Origin of the sequence: Sphingobium sp. WTD-1, from assembly GCF_030128825.1 — a bacterium.
Lineage (GTDB): Bacteria > Pseudomonadota > Alphaproteobacteria > Sphingomonadales > Sphingomonadaceae > Sphingobium.
Window position 1 is genome coordinate 1,470,888 of sequence record NZ_CP119127.1, and the last position, 21,406, is coordinate 1,492,293.

14 protein-coding genes are annotated in these 21,406 nt (G+C 65.2%); 7 read left to right on the forward strand and 7 right to left on the reverse strand.

The window, feature by feature from the left end; genetic code table 11:
- Positions 1 to 8 precede the first annotated feature (8 nt).
- Positions 9 to 2,171, reverse strand: a complete 2,163-nt coding sequence (locus N6H05_RS07295) for a penicillin acylase family protein (RefSeq protein ID WP_284113301.1) — start codon at positions 2,169 to 2,171, stop codon at positions 9 to 11.
- 66 nt (positions 2,172 to 2,237) lie between these two features.
- Here N6H05_RS07295 and N6H05_RS07300 point away from each other — a divergent pair, with 66 nt between their 5' ends.
- From N6H05_RS07300 to N6H05_RS07330, 7 genes are all read left to right on the forward strand, one after another.
- Positions 2,238 to 3,515, forward strand: a complete 1,278-nt coding sequence (locus tag N6H05_RS07300; protein WP_284113303.1) for a metal-dependent hydrolase family protein — start codon at positions 2,238 to 2,240, stop codon at positions 3,513 to 3,515.
- Complete coding sequence (locus N6H05_RS07305; protein WP_284113304.1) at positions 3,512 to 4,837, forward strand: peptide MFS transporter; 1,326 nt, start codon at positions 3,512 to 3,514, stop codon at positions 4,835 to 4,837. The genes N6H05_RS07300 and N6H05_RS07305 overlap by 4 nt, the downstream gene beginning before the upstream one ends.
- Before the next feature lie 96 nt (positions 4,838 to 4,933).
- Positions 4,934 to 7,126, forward strand: coding sequence for a hypothetical protein (locus N6H05_RS07310; protein WP_284113306.1), 2,193 nt, complete (start codon positions 4,934 to 4,936; stop codon positions 7,124 to 7,126).
- Between the two features lie 61 nt (positions 7,127 to 7,187).
- Entirely contained in the window at positions 7,188 to 7,502 is a 315-nt protein-coding gene (locus N6H05_RS07315) for a hypothetical protein (RefSeq protein ID WP_284113307.1), read from the forward strand.
- A gap of 105 nt (positions 7,503 to 7,607) precedes the next feature.
- A complete protein-coding gene (locus N6H05_RS07320) occupies positions 7,608 to 7,877 on the forward strand; it encodes a hypothetical protein (RefSeq protein ID WP_004208506.1) in 270 nt (89 codons plus the stop codon).
- Positions 7,878 to 7,890: 13 nt separating this feature from the next.
- The gene (locus N6H05_RS07325) at positions 7,891 to 9,069 is read left to right on the forward strand and encodes a YcaO-like family protein (RefSeq protein ID WP_284113308.1); all 1,179 of its coding nucleotides are present in this window, start codon (positions 7,891 to 7,893) and stop codon (positions 9,067 to 9,069) included.
- Positions 9,066 to 9,758: a TfuA-like protein gene (locus tag N6H05_RS07330; protein ID WP_284113309.1), complete on the forward strand. Its 693-nt coding sequence runs from the start codon at positions 9,066 to 9,068 to the stop codon at positions 9,756 to 9,758. Before N6H05_RS07325 ends, N6H05_RS07330 begins: the two co-directional genes overlap by 4 nt.
- Here the strand turns inward: N6H05_RS07330 and N6H05_RS07335 are convergent.
- From N6H05_RS07335 to N6H05_RS07360, 6 genes are all read right to left on the reverse strand, one after another.
- Positions 9,745 to 11,766 carry a trifolitoxin synthesis, TfuA gene (locus N6H05_RS07335; RefSeq protein WP_284113310.1) on the reverse strand — a complete coding sequence of 674 codons (2,022 nt, stop codon included), beginning with the start codon at positions 11,764 to 11,766 and terminating at the stop codon, positions 9,745 to 9,747. The two genes, N6H05_RS07330 and N6H05_RS07335, sit on opposite strands and share 14 nt — an antisense overlap.
- A 119-nt stretch (positions 11,767 to 11,885) precedes the next feature.
- A complete protein-coding gene (locus tag N6H05_RS07340; RefSeq protein ID WP_284113311.1) occupies positions 11,886 to 13,916 on the reverse strand; it encodes an MGH1-like glycoside hydrolase domain-containing protein in 2,031 nt (676 codons plus the stop codon).
- Positions 13,917 to 14,037: 121 nt separating this feature from the next.
- Positions 14,038 to 16,866 (reverse strand): TonB-dependent receptor, encoded by a 2,829-nt coding sequence (locus N6H05_RS07345; RefSeq protein ID WP_284113313.1) that lies wholly within the window; start codon positions 16,864 to 16,866, stop codon positions 14,038 to 14,040.
- A gap of 259 nt (positions 16,867 to 17,125) precedes the next feature.
- The gene (locus tag N6H05_RS07350) at positions 17,126 to 18,559 is read right to left on the reverse strand and encodes a glycoside hydrolase family 43 protein (protein WP_284113314.1); all 1,434 of its coding nucleotides are present in this window, start codon (positions 18,557 to 18,559) and stop codon (positions 17,126 to 17,128) included.
- A 151-nt stretch (positions 18,560 to 18,710) separates the two neighbouring features.
- Complete coding sequence (locus tag N6H05_RS07355; protein ID WP_284113316.1) at positions 18,711 to 19,748, reverse strand: arabinan endo-1,5-alpha-L-arabinosidase; 1,038 nt, start codon at positions 19,746 to 19,748, stop codon at positions 18,711 to 18,713.
- Positions 19,749 to 19,831: 83 nt separating this feature from the next.
- The gene (locus N6H05_RS07360; protein ID WP_284113317.1) at positions 19,832 to 21,397 is read right to left on the reverse strand and encodes an alpha-N-arabinofuranosidase; all 1,566 of its coding nucleotides are present in this window, start codon (positions 21,395 to 21,397) and stop codon (positions 19,832 to 19,834) included.
- Positions 21,398 to 21,406: the final 9 nt, after the last annotated feature.

Genomic DNA, 21,406 nt, shown 5'->3' on the forward strand with positions numbered 1-21,406 from the left:
ATCTGTCCTTATTCGCCGGGCCGATAGGTGCGCACGGCATGGGCCTTTATGTCTTCGGGGTAGAAATAGACCGGGCGCAGATCGCCCTTGGCATAGAGGTCGACCTGATCGGCGAAATGGGGCGAGTGGGGATCGCCGCTCTCGCCGCCAGCGCTGACCGCGCGGGCGACGACCTTCGGCCCGAACTCGACCGCCGCGACGAAGCTGTTGCCCTTGGTGCCATAATAGCGCTTGGTTCCCGGATAGCGCGTCGCGCCGAACGCCGCGAGCGATCCCCATTGCGACGAGGCGAAGGGGATGGGCGTGCTGGGCTTGGCGTCGTCGAACGTCTGGACGATCGCGCCGTCATTGCGCTGATACCGGTTGATCTCGCCCCAGGGCACGGCAATGCTACCGAAATCGGCGGTCAGCCGCTCGACCGCCTCGCGCAGCGCCGCCAGCTTCTGCGCGTCGGTCGCGCGGGTCGCCATATAGTCGATGGTCGACAGGCCCGCTTCCTTCGCCGCCGGGGCCACCGCCTTCCATAGCGCCTCGCCCCAGAAGACCGCGAGCGAGGTCTGGGTCGAGGTCAGGCTCCATTTATAATCCCAGCCGCGCAGGCTCTGCACCGCATCGGCCAGCGCCGGATCGGGCGCCTTGTCCTGCGCCGCGATCAGGCCCGGAACCAGTCGGGCAAAGCCGGTCATATAGGGATCATAGGCAGCGCCGATCAGGCTATCGAGGGTAAAATGCGCATTGGCCGAGAGCACGATCTGGGCATGAGGGCCGCGCGGATTTTCACCGGCCTGATCCATGTAGCGGGGAAAGACCTCGCGCTTGGGGCTGTCCGCACCGGCCGCCGTCCAGGGCCAGTTATTGGTGTTCATCGCCCAGCCGCCCTTCGGGTTCACCGCCTGGGGCAGGCTGGACAGGTCATGCAGGCCGCGCCAGTCGGTCGCCGGATCGCTGCCGTCCACCGGCTTCGTATAGTCGAAGCGATCGTCGCGGATCGGCACGAATTGCGGGTGGAGATAGGCGATCTCGCCCTTGTCGTCGGCCAGCAGCGTGTTGTTGCTGCTGTTCGCCTTGTTCTCCGCGACCTTGAGGAAGCTCGCATAATCGCTGGTCTTGGTGCGCAGATAGCTTTGCTCCAGCGCCGGCACCGGCTTGTTCATCAGCGCGAAGGCGATCCACTTGTCGCCCTCGGTTCGCACGATCGGGCCATGATGGGTGGAATAGCCGGTGAAGGCGCGCTGGGCGAGCTTGCCGTCTGGCGTGCGGTAGGAAATGGCGATGGTCTTTTCCGTGACTGGACGCAATTCCTTGCCATAGCGGTAGAAGAGGCGATCGCCCTGCGGCACGATCGTCTCGGCAAATTCGTCGACATTGTCGATGCCGCTCGACGTGTGCATCCAGCCGATATGGCGGTTGAAGCCCTGATAGATGAAGAACTGGCCCCAAGTGACGGCGCCATAAGCGTCCAGCCCCTCGTCGCTGCTCATCTGCAGTTCGGATCGGAAGAAGAAGCTGGTGTGCGGGTTGATCATCAAAAGCGCATGACCGTCCTGCGTTCGGGATGGCGCGATGGCAAAGCCGTTCGATCCCTGCGGCTCGCGATAGGCAAGGCCCTGTTCCAGCATGGTGAGGGCAGCCGGCTTCTTCTCGTAAAAGGCCTGTAGCTGGGTCAGCGGCACCCGCTCGATATCGCCGCCGATGCTGCCTTCGGTGAAGCTCAAAGCCATCCACGGCTCGAACCGGGTGATGACCCGCGGCTTCACCATCGGATGGGTGGAGAGATAATAATTCAGGCCATCGGCCCAGGCCTGCATCAGCTTCTTGAGCCAGGCCGGGCTGCGGGCATAGTCGGCCTGCAACCGGGCGGGATCGATGAACAGGCGCTGGCGCAGATCCTGCCAGATCGCCTTCTCGCCCTCGGCTTCGGCGAGGCGGCCAAGATTGACCAGATAATTGGTCTCGATCCGGTTGAAGTCGTCTTCGGCCTGGGCATAGACCATGCCGAACACGGCATCGGCGTCGGTCGCGCCATGGACGTGGGCGATGCCCCACTGGTCGCGGGTGATGGTGACCTTGGCCGGCGAGAGCGCGGTCGGCGATTGGGCAAGGGCAGGGCAGGCGGCAAGAGCGACCAAGGCCCCCGCAAGGGAGGTGGCGCGCGGCAGGAATTTCGTCATAGAGAGGGGGAGTAATGAAGGGGGCGGGACGGCGCAAGCAGCCTCCCGTCAAGGGGGATGATATCGATGCACAGGCTTTTGATCCTGCTGGCCTTTCTGTTCGTCGCGCCGATGCCGGCCGGGGCGCAGGAGGCCGCGCCGACGCTCTATCTGCTGCGCCCCGATGCCGTGTTCGACGGCGCGGCGTCGCATCGCGGATGGGCGGTGCTGGTGCGTGGCAACCGGATCGAGGCGGCGGGACCGGGGATCGCGGTGCCGTCCGGGGCAAGGGTGATCGACCTGCCCGGCAAGACGCTGGTCCCCGGCTTGATCGAGGGCCATTCGCACCTCTTCCTGCATCCCTATAACGAGACGAGCTGGGATGATCAGGTGCTGCACGAGCCGCTGGCGCTGCGCACCGTGCGGGCCACGGTGTCGGCGCGGGCGACGCTGATGGCGGGCTTCACCACCGTGCGCGATCTGGGCACCGAAGGGGCTGGCTATGCCGATGTCGGTCTCAAGCAGGCGATCGAGCAGGGTATCATCGCCGGGCCGCGCATGCTGGTGGCAACGCGCGCGCTGGTGGCACCGGGCGCTTATGGCCCGCGCGGGTTCGAGCCGGGCGTTGTCGTGCCGCTGGGCGCGGAGGAAGCTGGCGGTCCCGATCTGGTGACGGCGGTGCGGCGACAGATCGCGGCCGGCGCCGATGTCGTGAAACTTTATGCCGATTATCGCTGGGGCAAGGGCGAGCCGAGCCGGCCGACCTTCACCCAAGCGGAAATGGCGGCGGCAGTGGAGGCGGCGCACAGCGCCGGGCGCAAGGTCGCGGCCCATGCCGCCACCGACGAAGGGATGCGCCGGGCGATCCTGGCCGGGGTCGACACGATCGAGCATGGCTATGAAGGCAGCGCCGCGACCTTCGCGCTGATGAAGGCACACAATGTCGGCTATTGCCCGACCCTCGCGGCATCCGACGCCACGGCGCGCTATCGCGGCTGGACCGGGGCGGAACCGGCGCCGGCGGCGGTGACGCAGGCGCGCCAGGCGCTCGATCGCGCGCGGGCGGCGGGTGTCGCCCTCTGCCTGGGCGGCGATGTCGGCGTGTTCGCCCATGGCGACAATGCCCGCGAGGCGGAGCTGATGGCCGCCGCCGGCATGGCGCCCCGCGACGTGCTGGTCGCGGCGACCAGCGGCAATGCGGCGCTGTTCGGTATCGCCGACCGGCTGGGCGCGGTGAAGCCGGGCCTGCTCGCCGATCTGGTCGCAGTCGAGGGCGATCCGACCCGCAGCATCGGCGCGCTGCGCCAGGTCGGCTTCGTGATGAAGGACGGCGTCATCTACAAGGGGCCGGGCGCGCAGCCATGAACCAGGGCGATCGCGCTTTCCTGGGCCATCCGCGGGGCCTCGCCTATCTGCTGTTCACCGAAGCGTGGGAGCGTTTCTCCTATTATGGCATGCAGTCGCTGCTGGCCCTCTATCTGGTCAAGCATCTGCTGCAGCCGGGACAGGCCGACGGCCTGCTCTTCTTCGATGCCTTTCGCCAGCTTTATGGCGGGCTGGACGGCCAGCCGCTCGCCTCTGCCATTGTCGGCACCTATTTTGCCAGCGTCTATGTGACGCCGATCCTGGGCGGGCTGGTCGCGGACCGGCTGCTGGGCCGGCATCGCACGGTGCTGCTGGGCGCGCTGACCATGATGGCGGGCCATTTCCTGATGGCGGTCGAGGTCGCCTTCCTGCCCGCGCTCGGCTTGCTGGTGCTGGGCAGTGGCCTGTTCAAGGGCAATCTCGCCAGCCAGATCGGCGCGCTCTATGGCAATGATGACCCGCGCCGCGACGGCGCGTTCCAGCTCTATTATCTGGGCATCAATATCGGCCTGATCGCCGCGCCGCTGGTGATCGGCACGCTGGCGGAAACGCGCGGCTGGCATGTCGGCTTTGCCGTCGCCGGCGTCGGCATGGCGATTGCCACGATCATCTATCTCGCCGGACGCCGGCATCTGCCGGCTGATGAGCGCGGACCACGATCGCAGGGGCGCATGCGCATGACCGGGCAGGATTTGCGCGGCCTGCTGGGCATCATCCTGCTGATCCCGCTGCTGGCGGCGGCGCTGTTGCCTAACAACCAGATATTCAACGCCTATCTGATCTGGGGCGACGCGCATCTGGAACTGACGTTGGGCGGGCTGCGCGTGCCGACCAGTTGGCTCATCACCCTCGACGCGGGGCTCGGCCTAGCCATGCTCGCCGGTCTGCCTTTCCTTTATCGCCTTTATGCGCGCTACCGGCCCGAGCCTGGCGATCTTGCCAAGCTGACGATCGGGTCGCTCTTTGCGACCGGAGGCATGCTCTGCCTGGCACTGGGATCGGCGCTGGCGGGGGCGGACGGCAGGACGGGGCTGGGCTGGGCGATCGCCTTCCATCTGCTCAACGGCATCGGTTTTGCCCATATATTGCCGGTCAGCCTGGCGCTGTTCACTCGCGCCGCACCGCCGCGTCAGGCCGGGCTGGCGATCGGCCTCTATTATCTCGTCTTCTTCCTGGGCAATATCCTGGTCGGCTGGGTGGGGGGCTTCTACGCCCGCATGCCGGCCACTACCTTCTGGCTGCTGCATGCCGGGATTGCGGCGGGATGTGGCGCGATTTTCCTGATATTGACGCTACGGAAAGCAATTTTCCGGTCGGATTGACGCTTTTTTCACGTTCGACCGATGCCTGGCCTCACACTGGCCATGCCATTCCCGATCCTGCGAGCGCGGGCATCCGACGCGCGCCGACAGGAGGGAATGATGACTGCCGATTTCGATCCCGCCGATTTTGACGGCGACAGCGCGCTCGATACCGACATGCCCGGTTTCGACATCGATCCCAAGCTGCGGTCGGTGCGGCACCTGCCGCTGTTGGTGCAGGCCAGTGGCCGCTACAATTTCGTGCGCTCGCCGCGCTTCCCGATGCCGCGCGCGCTGCCCGGTGCGGTCGATCGCTTTGATGACGATATCAATGCGCTGACGCTCTACACGCGCGAGGAATTGCGGCTGGACGTCGATGGCCGCTATCCGCAGATGACGGTCAGCGGCACGCGCGCCGGCCCGCTGGGGCCAGTCGTCAGCTGGGTTGCGGCGCTGACCCGGACCGGGGCCAATCATTATAGCGGCCAGATCTGGTTCAAGGATGGTCAGGTCGGCGCCATCCCCCATACCCAGATCAGCCTCAAGGTGACGAAGAGCCTGCTCGCCGCCCAGCGCAAGGTGGAGGCGACCTTCAGCGGCGGCGGCGCAGCGAGCTTCGTGCGCACTTATCAGTTCAGCTCTGCAAGCTTCCGTCCGGCCGAGTTCGAATATGACACGGTGGCCGGCGCGACCCGCGTGACGGAGATCGGCACGCACGATCATCCCAATCATCCCGCGACCATGGTCAGCGAGACGCTGAGCCTCGACACCGTCTATCGGCGGGCGGGGTTCAACGTCAGCGATGCGCCCGGCAATGGCGCCATCCCGCTCGGTGCGGCCGGCGCGGACCAGCGCTGGACCGACCAGGAAATGCATGACGCGATGCAGATCTACTGGTCGCGCTTCGCCGACAAGCCCCAATGGTCGCTGTGGGTGCTGTTCGCCTCGCTCCATGTGCAGGGCAGCAGCCTGGGCGGCATCATGTTCGACGATATCGGGTCGAACCATCGCCAGGGGACGGCGATCTTCACCGACGCCTTCATCGCCCATCCGCCGGCGGGCGATGCCGATCCCGACGCCTGGGTGCGGCGGATGCGCTTCTGGACGGCGGCGCATGAGGTCGGCCACGCCTTCAACCTGGCGCATAGCTGGCAGAAGGCGCTGGGCACGCCCTGGATTCCGCTGGCCGACGATCCCGAAGCGCGCAGCTTCATGAACTATCCCTATGCGGTGGCGGGCGGTCAGGCGGCCTTCTTTGCCGATTTCGACTTCCGCTTTTCCGATCCCGAACTGCTGTTCATGCGCCATGGCCCCGAACGCTTCGTGCAGATGGGCAATGCCGACTGGTTCGACCAGCATGGATTTTCGCAAGTGGCGATGGACCCCAATGAGGAGTTCGGTCTGACCCTGTCGGTCAATGCCCGCGACAATCGCCTGCCTTACCTGTTGCCGCCGGTGGTCGAGATGGCGCTGGTCAACCGTAGCGGCCGGCCCAAGCTGGCATCGGCGGCGCGCCTGTCGGAACGGGCAAGCCTGACTTTGATCATCAGCAAGGATGGTCGGCCCGCGCGCCAATGGTCGCCCTATTCGCGCCATTGCGGCGAGAGCCTGGAAATCATCCTGGGTCAGGGTGAGGCGCTCTATGACAGCGTGCTGGTCGGCGCCGGTCGCAATGGCTGGGACATGGCTGAACCGGGCCGTTACACCATCCAGGCGATGCTGGTCGTCGATGGCCGCGCCGTCATTTCCAACCCGCTGGAGGTGAAGGTGGAGCCGCCCGAAAACCGCGAGGAAGAGCGGCTGGCGCAGGATATCTTCACCCCGGAAGTCGGCCAGGTGCTGGCCGTCAACGGCACGCGCGGCGTCCAATCGGCGGTCGATGCGCTGCGGGCGGCGATGCGGATGCGCCAGCATCCGCTCGCACGGCAGGCGGCGATCGCGCTCGCCGGCCCGCTGGCCGACGAATATAAGCTGCTGCAGGTGGATGAGCGGGCACGGCCCGGCGAAACCCCGGCCGCTGCCGCCCGCCGCATCGAGGTTTATGACGCCGATCTCAAGGAAGCACGCCACCTGCTGGCGATCGCGACCGAGGGTAGCGCCGATGCCGCCGTCAATGCCGTCGGCCATACCCGCTTCCTGCGCGAGGCGGGCAAGCTTGCCCTCGCACTGGATGGTGGAGTCGCCCCGGCGCTGCGCCAGGCGGGGCTGGGCTTCGACGCGGTGCGGGCAGGCGACGTCATCGGCGGCTTCAACCTGGGCCAGGACATGCAGCGCATGCTGGCCGCCAAGGCGAACGGCCTCAGTATCTGATCCATGCGGGCGCATCGCCTGTCATGGCGGTGCGTCCCATCATTCCGAAAGGGGACCAACAATGTCGGAATTTCGCAAAATCACAATCGCACTCGAACAGGGATTCAAGGATGACAGCGTTCGTATCTCGATCGGCGACCGGCTGGTGCATTGGCTCGACCATGTGAAGACCCGCGCCAAGATCGGCGTCGCGCATACGCTGGAACTGACCCTGCCTGCCGGCAATGATCCGGTGCAGGTGGAATTGCCGAGCAAGGATGTGCGCATCTCGATCGAGCCGGGGATGGGTGAGGCATGCTATTGGGGCGTGTCGGTCAGCCCGAACGGTAAGGCCATGTATGTGAAGCGCTCAGTCGAGCCCTTCGCTTATGTCTGATATGCTCCGTGCGGCGTTGATAGGGTTTTCCCTCATTGTCCTCGCCCTGCTTGTCATTACGGTCCCGCAACCTACTTTGATCCATCACGAACTATGGGGGTATATATGGCTGAATCCTACGACACCGACGCCAATTATGTCATCAAGCTGACCGACCCGGCCGACCCGGCCAAGGTTGTTGGCTATGCCTTTGTCGAGCAGGTCCACTATCTGGCCGCCGACGATGACAGCGATGATGCCAAGGCCGCGATTGCCGGCGTGGCCGGCCTGTTCACCGACGGCCCGGTTCTGGATGCGGTCGCCCTGCCGGGGCAGCAGCGCGCTACCCGCGCCTATTTTGCCGAGATCGGGTCGGGCAAGGCCGACTTCGCCTGAGGCCGATCGCGCCATGAAGATGTTCCGGCGCGGGGCGCATCGCTCCCGCCGTCCTGCCGACACCCTCGCACGGATCACGCCTGTGGCCCGTGCGCTGGGTGTCACGCGGCTGGCCGACGTGACCGGCCTTGACCGCATCGGCATCCCCGTATTCCAGGCGGTCCGTCCCCTGTCACTGTCGCTGTCGGTGTCGCAGGGCAAGGGCGCCACGCCCGATGCCGCGCGCATCTCCGCGCTGATGGAAGCGATCGAGCTGCATCATGCCGAAACCTGTCCCGCCAGCAGCCATGGCATTGCGGAGGCCGGCGAAGCCCGGCTCTGGAGCCAGATGGCGCGGGCCGACAAGCAGGGCGCATCCTTCGATCCGGCCCGACCGCGCGGCTGGGTCGAGGCGATCGACCTGCTCAGCGGCCGGCCCATGCGGATACCCCATGGGCTGGTGACGATGGATTTCACCGTGCCGGCCGAACCTGATCTGTGGCCCAACAGCAATGGGCTGGCATCCGGCAATACCCCGGCCGAGGCGCGCTGTTCGGCGCTGTGCGAACTGATCGAGCGCGAGGATCATGCCCGCTGGCTGGAACAGGGACTGCGCGCGCGCCGGGCAAGCGCGATCGACCCGGACAGCATCAACGACCGGCTGGGCCGCAGCCTGATCGCGCGGGTGCGGCGCGCGGGCCTGTCGCTGTCCTTGTGGGACATGACTGGTCAGATCGGCGCGGCGGTGATCGGCTGCGCCATCACGGAAGGGGGCGCGGCACGCAGCGTGCAATTGCCGCCGGCGATGGGGGCGGGATGCCATCCCGATGCCGGCGTTGCACTCGCCCGCGCCATTTGCGAGGCGGCACAGACCCGTGCCGCGCTGATCGCCGGCGCGCGCGACGATATCGATCCGGCGCGCTATCGCAATGCCGGGCAGCAACGGCAAGGCTTCCTGTTGGCGATGCTCGATTTCGCGCCGGCAACCCGACCCTGGTCGGCGGTGCCCTCCGTAGCGCATGACGGGGCGGAGGATGATCTGGCCTGGCTGCTCGATCGCTGTGCGGCGGTAGGCGCGGGGCCGGTCGCCTGTCATGACCTGACCCGGCCCGACCTCGGCATCGATGTGGTGAAGCTGTTGGTGCCGGCCTTTGGCGATCATGACCGGCCATCGCGCACAGGCACGATGCAAGCGGCGATGGAGCCGGCATGAGCAGGCATGCGATTGTCTTTGCCGGGCCGAGCCTGGGCGGTTCCGCGATGGCCTTGCCCGATGGCGTCGAGTTGCGCGGACCGGCGCGGCGCGGCGACATACTGCGTGCCGCGATCGAACGACCGGCCGCGATCGGCCTGATCGACGGACTGTTCGAAACCACGCCATCGGTCTGGCACAAGGAAATCATCCAGGTGATGGCCGAGGGAATCGCCGTCTATGGTGCGGCCAGCCTGGGTGCATTGCGTGCGGCGGAACTGGCGCCGATCGGCATGGTCGGCATCGGGGCGATCGCGCAGGCTTACACGGCTGGGCAGATCGAGCGGGACGATGCGGTGATGGTCAGCCATGCGCCGCCAGAACTGGGACATCGCGCGATGACGCTGGCGCTGGTGGATGCCGAGCATGCGATCGAGCAGGCAGCGATGGAGGCAGGCGATCGTGCCCTGCTGCTGCGGCTGGCACGGCGGATGAATTTTCGCGATCGCAGTTGGGCGTTGATTGGCGAAACATTCTGTCAGGCGACGGGGCGCCATCTGCCGCCGATCGATCAGCGGTTAAGCCTCAAGCGCAAGGATGCGGAACTGTTACTGCGGACGATTGCGGGACCGGTGGCAGCGCCGCGTGTCGCGCCGCCGCCGCAAAGCTTCTTCCTGCGCAGCCTGCGCACGGAGATCAGCGCGGCGTGATGCGCAATCCGGCCTGTTCCAGCCCGGTCAGGAACAGGGTGCGTTCGGCCGGACCCTGCAGCGGCAGGAACTGGATCATAGTGTCGACCAGATCGGCGTCGCGGGCCGGGGTATCGCCCTGCCAAAGGCCGGCGAAACGTTGGCGCAATTCGTCGATCACCGGGGCGGCCCGCTTCACGCCGCCCAGCATGCCCAGATTGGCACCCCGCACCGCCAGATAATGGATCGACCGGTTGCGGCCGATCTCGAACTGGGTTTCCGCCGCCTCATGCTCGCCCGACAGGGCGTAGAGCACTGCCAGATCGGAAAAATATTCGTCCGACGGAAAGGGGTTCAGCTCGAAGGCGCGGGCGATCAGGCGCTGCGCTTCCTTCATCTCGCCCAGATGGACGAGGCCGAAGCCGATCTCGTTGATGCCATCGGCGTGAAAGGGCGTCAGGTCGAGCGCGGTCATGAAGCCCTGCATCGCCTGCTTCATGTCGCCGCGGCGCAAATAGCACCAGGCCAGGCGCGACTGCACGCCGCCATGGGTGGGTTCCAGCGCGACCGCGCGGGTGCAGAGGTCGAAGGCGCGGGCGCGCAGCGGCGCGGCGTCATGGCCCGCCATCAACTGCATGAAGTCGGTGTTGTAGAGGCGCGCCAGTTGCAGATAGGCGTTGGTCAGGCGCGGCTCCAGCAGGATCGCGCGTTCCAGCAGGTCGGCACCTTCCTGCACCTCGGCTAGGCTGGCGGCGGCCAATATCTTGGCGCGGGCGGTGAAATAGAGCGGATAGGCGTCCGACCCGCTGGGCACGCGTCCTTCCATCAGCTTGCCGACATCGCGTTCGACCACCGGCAGGATGGCGCCGGCGATCCGGGCGACCAGATCGTCGATCGCGGCGAGCAATTCGCCCTGGCGCACGGTCAACTGGCGCGTCCAGACCAGGAATCCGCTGTCGATCCGCGTCATGCGCAGGTTGATGCGCCAGCCATCGCCATCGGCACGGACCGACCCGTCCAGCGCGTAGCTGGCGATCGAGGCGGGGGCGGCCGCCTTCATCCGCTCGGCCGATGGCGCGTCGACCGACAGGATGCGCAGGTCGCGCATGCCGCCCAGGGCGGTCTGCAGATCGTCATGGCAGATGCTGGTGAGCAGGGCGCCGTCCGGGCCGCCATCGCCGATCAAGCTGAACGGCGCGATCACCAGGATCGGTGGCTCGACATTGGCCCGCGGGATTGTTGCGATGGTCGGCGCGGCGGCCGCGCGCGGGGCGGGAGCGATGACCGATCCGACCGTCGTCAGTTCGCGCAGCAGCCTTTCGGTGTCGGGCGAGACGCGGGCATCCAGATCGCGTTGCAGTCCGGCCTCAAGCTGGCGATAGCGGCGGTGGAGCGCGACATGGTCGCCGGCCCTCTGGTCGAGCGCCATGCCGAGCCGGGCGATCCGTTCATCGCCGGTGTCGAGCCGCTGCAACTGGGTCAGGATTGCACGGCGTAGGTCGAGCAGATCGTCCTGGCCATTGCGCTCGACGGCGTGCAGCACATCCTGGACGATACGCTCGCGCCAGCGCTGCCGCTCGATCATCAGCCAGTCGTCGAAGCTGCGATCCAGCCCCTCCAGCCCGTCCAGTATCGCGCTGCCCGCGCCATCCAGGATACGGGCCAGTCCGGCCAGGTCGTTGGCGGCGGTGCAGGCCAGTATCTCGCCCAGGTCGCTGGAAAAGCCACCCTCTGCCAGATGCAGGTCACGCCGTTCGATATGGATGAGCGGGGCGGCTGGATGCGCGCGCAGGTCGCTCAGCGCTTGGCGCAGGCTGGCGCGGGCCTGCACCTCGCCCCGGTCGCTCCATAACAGGCCGACCAGCCGGTCGCGGCTGGCGCGGCGGTCTGGCTCCAGTGCGAGATGGGCGAGCAGGGCACAGGCCTTGCGGCTGCGCGGGCTATGGTCGCGCCCATCCGCCTCGTCGATCAGCCGAAAATCGCCGAGTAATCGTAAGCGAAACCGAAGCTCGCTAGCCGCTATCACCATTGCGCCCTTTATTGCTGGCGACCCGTAGTGCCCGGCCGCCCGTCATCTGCCCTAACACAGCTTGCTGAACAGGGCGACGGTCCGTTTAGGCTGCGTCACGATCCAGGGCCATAGCCAATTCAGCGGTCGAACAGCTTGATCTCCGCCAGCCGAATCGCTTTGCCCTGGGGCTGGCGCATGAGCACCCGCCACTGGCGCGCGGCGCGGCCCGCAAAGCGCAGGTCGGTCACGCCATTGGCGATCGGCGCGCCCTTGGGCGTCGCGACATCGCGCCATTGGCCATCAACCATGGCCTGAAGGCGATAGGATTGCGGCACGGCAAACTGCTTGCCGTCGGCGAAGAAGGCGAGTTCGGCGCGGCCGATGGACACGGGTTTGCCCAGGTCAATGGCATACCATTGGTTGGCCTCTCCCGGCGCGGAGGACCAGCCATTGGGCATTTCGGGGAAGAACCAGGTGCGTCCATCGATCGCGTCATGGACATTTTCAGGATCGCTGTTGCTCGACGCGCTGCCGATCGGGAACTGGCTGCGTACCAGTTGCACGGCGCGGTTGATCGGCCGGGCGACCGGCGCATTGGCGACGCGCGGCACCGGCAGCTCGATCCGGCCCAATGTCTCGCGCCGGGCGACTTCCTTGCCGTCGACCTCGACCGACAGGCCCTTGCCCCGGCCATAATGGCTGCCGTCCGCGTCCCAGGTCACGGCGATGCGATGGCCATGATAGGGCACGTCCTGCGCCCGGAACCAGGCCAGCGCCTGCGGATCGCCGGCGTCGGGCAGTAGCGGGTTCACCTCCAGCACGTCGTCGGCGCGGGGGCGGATGCCGACCAGCCCGCCCAGGATCAGGTCATTATAGCCCGAGTGGAAATAATGATGGCTGCGATCGAGGCCGACGATCGGCTTGCCGGTTTCGGGATGATAATCCTCCTCCAGGTCGAGCCGGTCGCCCTGATAGTGGAGCGCGGTATATTGGCGCAGCAGACGCATATAGTCGCTGCGGGTGACCGGCCCCTGCCGGCGGTGATGATCGAGCAGGTTGGCCATGGCGATCAGTACCTGGGTCGTTTGATAGGGCCAGATCGGGCCGTTCCACTGGCATTCCGGCGCGTCGCCCAGATAGCGATATTGCCGCATATAATATTCGTAATTGGCCTCGACCGTGCGCATGCCCGCCTTGCCGGCGAGCGAGGCGGGGTCGAGCAGGTGCGCCCAGGCGCCGGCATATTTCGCCTCGTCCGGGACCAGGTCGAACATCCAGGGGAGATAGCCGACCAGTTCACGATTGCGGATCGGATCCCAATAATTGACGTGCGGATTCTTGCGGCTTTGGTGCCGGTCGATGAAATGGCCGAGCTTCTCGCTCCACAGGTCGGCCAGGACATGGTCCTTCAGTGCCTGCGCGCGGGCCTCATATTCCTGCGCCATTTCGGTGTCGCCGGCCATGGTCGCCATCTTCGCCAGCGCGCGGGCATTGGCATACATGTAACTGTTGACCGAGGGGCGGAAGGCGTCGCCGCCACGGAACCCGTCCTTGCCGCCCGAGGCGTCGATCGAGGAGACGGTATATTCGGTCGCGTCGAGCAAGGGCTCGACGAAATAGAGGCCCTTGTCGAAGTCGAACTTCTCGTCCCACAGGCGATAGATGTGGCGCATCACTGGCAGATGTTCGAGCACGCCCGCCTTGTCGCCATCGATCAGGTAACGGCCCCAGACCGAGTCCGCCATATAGTCGGTGAAGTGGCGGTCATTGCCGCCGCGATACATGAAGCGGATATAGTCGTCGGCAAAGCGCCGGTCGTTCAGCCATCGTCCTTCGGCCAGATGAAAGCCGGTCGCGTCGTTGAGGCTGGCATAGGGATGGCGCTGCCAGTCGACATCGTCGAAAAATTCGGTGGTGATATAGCCTTCTTCGCCCAGGTCGCGCTGATGGCCACGGTAGAGCTGCCAGCGATAATAATAGACGGCGTCGATCTTCGGATCGGCGGATTCGAAGAAGGGGATGCGATCCTGATACCAGGGTGCGTCATTGCCGAAGCGCTGCACCGCGATGGCATGGGTGTCGAGGCCGGCGGAGCGGGGAGGGGGAGAGACGGCGCCCATGCCGATCATGGCAGCCCCTGCCAGCAGAAGCATCCTCATCGCGCGCATCGTCCGTCTCCCTGTATCCTGAAACAAATATGGCGGCCGTTCCGGGGAGTTGGAGAGGTTTCCCGGAACGACCGCCATGAAAATGGGGCGCAGCGAGGAGACGCCACGCCCCATCGGGCACTCAGTCAAACTTGAAACGGACACCCAGAGCGAAGGTCCGATCAATCAGCAGCGTGCTGGAGTTGAACTCCGTCGGATTGCCGACATCGCCGAACTTGTAATAGTTCTGCTGCTTCGCCTTGGTGATGTTCACCGCGTCGAAAGTGACGCCGATATCGTCATTGACGTTCCAGGTCAGCTGGAAGTCCAGACTCTTTTCAGGCGCGCGCCACATGCCGATCGGGTTGGCGAAGGAGCGGCCTTCATTGTTGTTCAGGAACCCCTTGCGCCAGATGTAGGACAGCCGGGCACCGACCGGACCGCTGTCATAGGCCAGCGTGGCGTTATAGGACAGCTTCGACACGCCGAAGAAGGCCGACTTGGTGGTGCCGGTGATCTCACCTTCATTGTTGACGACCGGGATCGTCTGTTCGGAATCCAGGATCGTCGCGCTGCCGGTGAAGCCCAGGCCGTCGAGAATCGACGGCAGATAGGACGGGAAGTAGGTCAGGCCCAGTTCCACACCCTTGAGCGTGCCGTTCGAGGCGTTTTCCGGCCGGGTGATATTGAAATATTCGGTATAGGTTTCGTTGCGCGGCAGATAGTTGTTCGGGATGAACTCACGCACGGTCAGCGGCACGACCAGACCGTCGATCTTGCGACGGAAAGCGGTCGCATAGATGGCGCTGTTGCGTTCGAAATACCATTCGATCGCAAGGTCCATATTCTTCGAATGGGTCGCACGCAGATTGGCGTTGCCCGACGAACCCGAGCCGAAGCCGATGCGGGAGAGATCGCCCGTCAGCGCCAGATTGGGGTTGAGGTCGCCAAAGGCCGGACGGCGCAGCGTTTCGCCATAGTTGAAGCGGATACGCAGATTGTCGGTCAGATTATAGCGCGCGGTGAAGGACGGCAGGAACTTTTCCGAGCCGGTCGATACGGTGGTACGCGCGAAATTATTGCCGCGGTCGAAATAGTCATACAGCGTGTCGATCGCAACGAAGCGCACGCCAGCCTGAAGCTGCAGCGGGCGGCCGAAGATTTCGACTTCGCCATCGGCCATGACATAGGCGGCCAGATTGGTTTCGTTGATGCCGAACACATGGCCGAAAGTCATTTCGTCCGACAGCAACAGACCGGGGGCTACGGAACGATAGAGGCTGCGGACAGCATCCTTGTCCATGCTGCGCGGGTCAGCCAGCACCCAACTGGTGGGGATGTCGGCGCGTCCGTCGAAGAAGCCGCTGTTGGTGAAGGGGGTGCCCTGGCTGAAAGCCGCCAGCGTCATGCCCGGCAGGCCGCCGGCGCCCTGATCACGGACGTAGGAATCGGCGTTGCGATCATCGAAGCGGAAGCCGGCCTTGATGCGACGCAGGAAGCCTTCGTCCCACTTATATTCGCCGTCCAGCATCATGGTCAGGGCGCTGCCGGTGTTCTTGGTGCCGCTGTCGAACAGGTTGCCGACGGTCCACTGGCTTGCATCGGTCAGCACGCCCTGATTGGCGAAGCTGTAGGCCGGCAGGCCGCCACCCGCGTTGAAATCGACGTCGATGTCGAGCGGGCCGCGATCGGTACGGATTGCGAAGAAGGAGGTTTCGTTCTTGCTGTCCTGATAGGCGATGTCGGCGACGATCTTGCCGCGCTCGCCCACGTTCCACTTGGCGTTCAGCGCATAGACGTAGCTGTCTGTCTTGTTGGTCGCCATGTCGCCGCTGTTGAAGCCGGCGACCGCGCCCATCTGGCGCGACTTGATGATGTTGGTGCCATCATAGAGTTCGAAGCTGTTGGCCACGTCGGCGGGCAGGTTGCCCCACCAGTCGGCGAAGCTGAAGTGCAGGCTGTTGAAGGTTTCCCCACGGAAGCCGGTGTAGAAGACTTCGGCGGTGTAGACCGAACTATCATTGGGCGCCCACTGGAGCGCAGCGTTGACCGACGGACGCTCGCGCTTGCCGTAGAGGTCGGACGCGATGACGGCGTCACGCGACAGATAATAGGGCGTTTCGACGCCGTTGATGTTGAGTGTCGAACCCGGTGCGGTCGGCAGGCCGGCGTCGAGGCCCGGCGTCCAGTTTTCGTTGGTCGCGCCAGGGAAGATACGCTGCAGCGGGGTCAGGCCCGAACCTTCGGGCGGATTCTCGGTGGCGAAGGGCACCATGGCGCCGGCCTGGAGATTCTGGTTGCGATAATGGGCGCGGGTGTAGCTGCCGTTGATCAGGAAGCCGATGTCACCGATGCCGGTTTCCCAGCGATCGCTGACCAGCAGCGCGACGTTCGGATTGAACTTGTCCGCCAGTTCCGAATAGACGCCGCGCGCCAGGCCGGAAATGGTGAAGCCATCGAAGTCGAGCGGGCGACGGGTCTGGACGTCGATCTGGCCGGCAAGGCCGGTTTCGAGCTGGTCGGCCGAACGCGTCTTGTAGACATCGACCTGCTTCACGAGGTTGGCCGAGATGTCTTGCAGGGCGAAGGACGTGCCGGCTGCAGTGAAGATGTTGCGGCCGTTAAGAGTAGTCAACGGGTCGGTCAGGCCGCGAATGGTGATGGTTGCCGCTTCGCCGCCGGCGCGGTCGGTGACCTGGATACCGGTTACGCGCTGAAGCGCTTCGACGACATTATTGTCGGGCAATTTGCCAACGTCTTCGGACACGATCGAATCGACGATCTGGGTCGATTCCTTGCGGACGTTCAGGGCACCGACGATCGACGCGCGCACGCCGGTGACGACGATATCTTCGGTCGGTGCTTCTTGCGCGATGGTCTGCGGAGCGGCGTCGGTCTGCGCGAAGGCGGCGCCCGACAGGGTCAGCGCGACAAGCGACGCAGAACAGAGTGCGATCGGCCGGATAGCCATTTTCAAGTCCTCCCCAAGGGGCTGGCCCGTTGCCATGCCCACGAATTACTCGGACTAATTATTTCCACATGCTGAGAAGCGCAAGTGAAATTTTGGGCCAGGGTTGCGCTACGTGGCACCCATGTTGCAAATTTGCCGCAGGGATTTTGGCCCGGTTTTTCGGGAGTTTCAGGCTATAAAAAGCCGAAAGGCCATGGGCTTGCGCGGCTTTTGGCGGCGCGAGCCCATGGCCCTATTTGTCAGACTCGGCGAGTCGCGGTCAGTCGGCGTACCATTGCGTGCGCGGATCCTTGCTGCGCGCAAGGCCGATGTGGCCGTCGATCGCGGCGAGATGCTTGCCGGCGACGGCGATGGTCGCGAAGCGCACCGTGCCCTGGGCCGCATCCTCGAACCGGACGAACTGGCTGCGCAGCGCGAAATCGGCGCTGCGATCATCCTTCATCAGGCTGACCGTGCCGTCCTTGGCCGCGACCAGATAATGGTCGGGCAGCAGGATCGGGGAGAGCATCACGCTCTTCGCGCCGGCGCGGCCGGGCGACTGGCGGAACTGGGTCTGGGCGAGCGCGGGGTTGCCCGCGATCAGGTCGGTGCCCTGATGGGCCAGCAGCGCCTTGGGATCGGCAGCCGAGACGAACCGTTCCGGCATGGCGCCATTGCCCACGGGCACGCCGAAGTCCGGGGTGCCGTCGGCCTGGAAATAGAGGCGCTGGACGCGGGTGTGACGGTCGGGGTTGAACAGCGGGTCGCCCTGGATCGCCTCATAGTCGCGGCCATGATAGACGAGGATGTCGCGGCCCTTCTCGTCCACGGTGAAGCTGTTGTGGCCGGGGCCATAGACGCTGGTTTCGGTGCAGGTCTTGAATACCGGCTGGGGCGACTTGGTCCAGCTCTTGGGGTCGAGCAGGTCGGCATTCTCGTCCGCGGTCAGCATGCCCAGGCAATAGCGCGCGTCGGTGGCGCTGGCCGAATAGGTCATGAACAGGCGGCCGTTGCGATGCAGGACGGCGGGGGCTTCGGCCACCTTGTAGCCGCGCACTTCCCAGTCGAGCGTGGGCACGGTCAGGCGGGTCGCCTTGCCGGCCAGCTTCAGCGGGGATTCGAGCTTGGCGATGTAGAGATTGCTGTTGGTATTGATGCCCGGTTCCTTCTGGGCCCAGGCGAAATAGCGCACGCCCTTGTGGACGAAGCTGGTGGAATCGAGGTTGAAACTGTCCCAGGGGGCCTGGAACTCACCCAGCACGCTCCATTTGCCGGTCATCGGATCGGCGCCGTCGCACACCACGGCATAGGTGCGGATGCGGAACACGTCGTCGCCGCCGCCGCTCGGGCCGGCAGCGAAATACATATACCATTTGCCGTCGATCTGGTGGAGTTCGGGCGCCCAGATGAAGCCGGAGCGTGGGCCGCTCGCCTCATGGCGCCACAGCACGGCTTCCTCGGCCGTGGCAAGGCCGGCCAGCGTCTTGGAACGGCGCAGCACCAGCCGGTCATATTCGGGCACCGATCCGGTCATGTAATAATAGCCGTCATCGTGCTGGAAGACCTGCGCGTCGGCGCGCTGCTTGACCAGCGGATTGACCGGAACCGGGGCGGCTATGGCCGGGGTGGCGGCGCCGGCACGGGCGGCGATCGGCGCGGCCGACAAGGCGGCTGTGCTGGCAAGGAAGCCACGGCGGGACAGGGCGAAATTCATTCTTCTCTCTCCTGATGCCGCGGCGGGACGCGGCGATGGAGCGTTTTCCAATCGGGTGGGATCACCCGATGGCTCGGAAAACGCGACAAACCAAAATCCTAGAGGAGCGAGCCGATGCAATCGGATCAGTGACTCTAGTCAGACAATTGGATCAATAATCGGCAACGGGCCAGCCGTCAGCCCCCCAGCGCACCGGGGCGATGCGCAGGGTGGGGGCGCCGTTCGCTTGCTTGTCATAGGCATGGTAGACGACATAGTCCTTGCCATCCTTGTCATGCAGCCAGCCGGCATGGCCGGGGCCACGGAAACGCTGCTGTTCCTGCAGGTCGGCGCGCAGGAAGATGCTGCCGCCGCCTTCCATCAGCGGGCTGCCGTCCTTGCCCAGATAGGGGCCGGTGATCGCCTTCGAACGGCCGATAACGGTGTAATAGGTGCTGTTAACGCCCTTGCAGCAATAGTCATAGCTGACCATCAGCCAATAATAGCCGCCATGGTCGACGATGAAGGGGGCCTCCACCGGAGCCGGGCCGCCGGCGGGGGCCGGGCGACGCGCGATCGAATAGGGCTTGGCCTTGGGATCCTTGGGCTTGCCGGTCCTGGGATCCAGCTCGAACAGCTTGATCCCGGTCCAGAAGCTGCCGAGGCTTAGCCAGTGGCGGCCATCGCGGTCGATGATGAAATTGGGGTCAATTGCGTTATAATCATCCTCCTTGGTCGACATGACGACCAGCCCCTCGTCGCGCCAGCCGAAATTCTTCGCCTTCGGGTCCAGCGTCGCGCTGGTGGCAAGGCCGATCGCCGAGCGGTTCGATCCGAAGGTCGAGACCGAATAATAGAGGCGGTAGCGGCCGTTCACATAGGATATGTCGGGCGCCCAAATGCCGTTGCTGCCGGGGATCGCCTGCTTGGCCCAGTCGGGCAGGACAGTGAATACCGGCTTGCCGGCGGTCCAGTGGATGAGGTCCGGCGAGGTCCGCGTCTCGATCAGCCGGTCGCCATGACCGGTGCTGAAGACATGATAGGTGCCGCCTTCGCGGATGATGACCGGATCATGAGTGGGGACGAGGTCGCCGGTCAGACGATCGTTGAGCGTGGTTGCGGGCTGCTCGGTTGGCGTAGCCGGCGTCTGGGCGATCGCGCTGCCGGCCAGCAGGGCAAGGCTTGCCAGGGTGATGATGGTCTGCCGCATCTGCCGGCCTCTCCCCAAATTATCGAAAACGAAAAATGGGCGGGCAGCCTCTGAGGAGCCGCCCGCCCAGTTGGCGAAAAGCCTTATTGCAGTTCGAGCACGACCACCGACTTGGGCGGCAGCGCGACGGTCAGCGTGCCGCCGCTGACCTGTGCGCCGGTGAAGGCGACGGGCTTGACGGTTTCGGGCGCGTCGAACGTATTATGCGAATTGATCGCCGACGCCGTCAGGATGCGGCCGGTGACGCTGGCGGCGCTCAGGCCGTCGAGCTTCACGGTGACGGTGTTGGTCTGGTTCGGGTCGAGGTTCGACAGGCCGACATGAACCTTGCCGTCCTTGCCCTTGACCGCCGAGCCGCTGACCGCCGGCATGGTGTACTGATCCTTCGCATACCAGGGCGTCTGGATGTCGATCGGCAGCACGGTGGCGTCCTGCCAGGGCTTGTACATCTCGAAGACATGATAGGTGGGCGTCAGCACCATCTTCTTGCCGTCGGTCAGGATCATCGCCTGCAGCACGTTCACCATCTGCGCGATCGCCGTCATGCGGACGCGGTCGGCATGCTTGGCGAAGATGTCGAGATGGATCGAGGCGATCAGCGCGTCGCGCAGCGTGTTCTGCTGGCGCAGGAAGCCGGGATGCGTGCCCGGATCCTGGGCATACCAGGCGCCCCATTCGTCGACCGCCAGGAAGACGCGCTTCTTGGGATCATATTTGTCCATGATCGCGCTGTGCTTGGTGATCAGCTCGTCCATGTGCATCGCGCCGTTGAGCGCGTCGGCCCAGCCATTTTCGTCGAAATCGACGGCGGGAGCGCGCGGCGGCCAGCCACCGGCGGGGTGGACATAATAATGGAGCGAGACGCCATCGAGCTTGTCGCCCGCGACGCGCATCATGGTTTCGGTCCAGTTATAGTCGTCGACATTGGCGCCGGCGGCGACCTTCATGATCTTGGTGCCGGCAGGCGCCTTGACGAAGGTGGCGTAGCGACGGGTTTCGTCGGCGGCGAATTCGGGGCGCATGTTGCCACCGCAGCCCCACAGCTCGTTGCCGATGCCGAAATAGGGAACGGCCCAGGGTTCCTTATGGCCGTTCTTGGCGCGCAGTTCGGCAAGGCTGCCGGCGGGCGCGGTCATATATTCGACCCATTCGGCCATTTCCTGCGGCGTGCCATTGCCGACATTGCCGGCGATATAAGCTTCGGCGCCGACCTGGCGCAGCAGCTCGAAAAATTCGTGCGTGCCGACGGTGTTCGGTTCGGTCACGCCGCCCCAATGGGTGTTGACCTTGACCGGGCGGTCCTTCTTGGGGCCGATGCCTTCACGCCAGTGATATTCGTCGGCGAAGCAGCCGCCGGGCCAGCGGATCACCGGCACCGACAGGTTGCGCAGTGCGGCGACGACGTCGTTGCGGAAGCCGTTGGTGTTGGGGATGGACTTGTCGTTGCCGACCCACAGGCCGCCATAGATGCCATTGCCCAGATGCTCGGCAAACTGGGTGAAGACGCGCTTGTCATAGACGGCGCCGGGCTGGTCGGCGTGGATCGTCGCCGTCGTCGGCTTGCCGCCGGTCTGGGCATGCGCGGCCGGGGCGAGCGCGGTGGCGCACAGCAGCAGCGCGGCCGTGGTACGGCGCAGGGCTTTCAACATTCCTCTCTC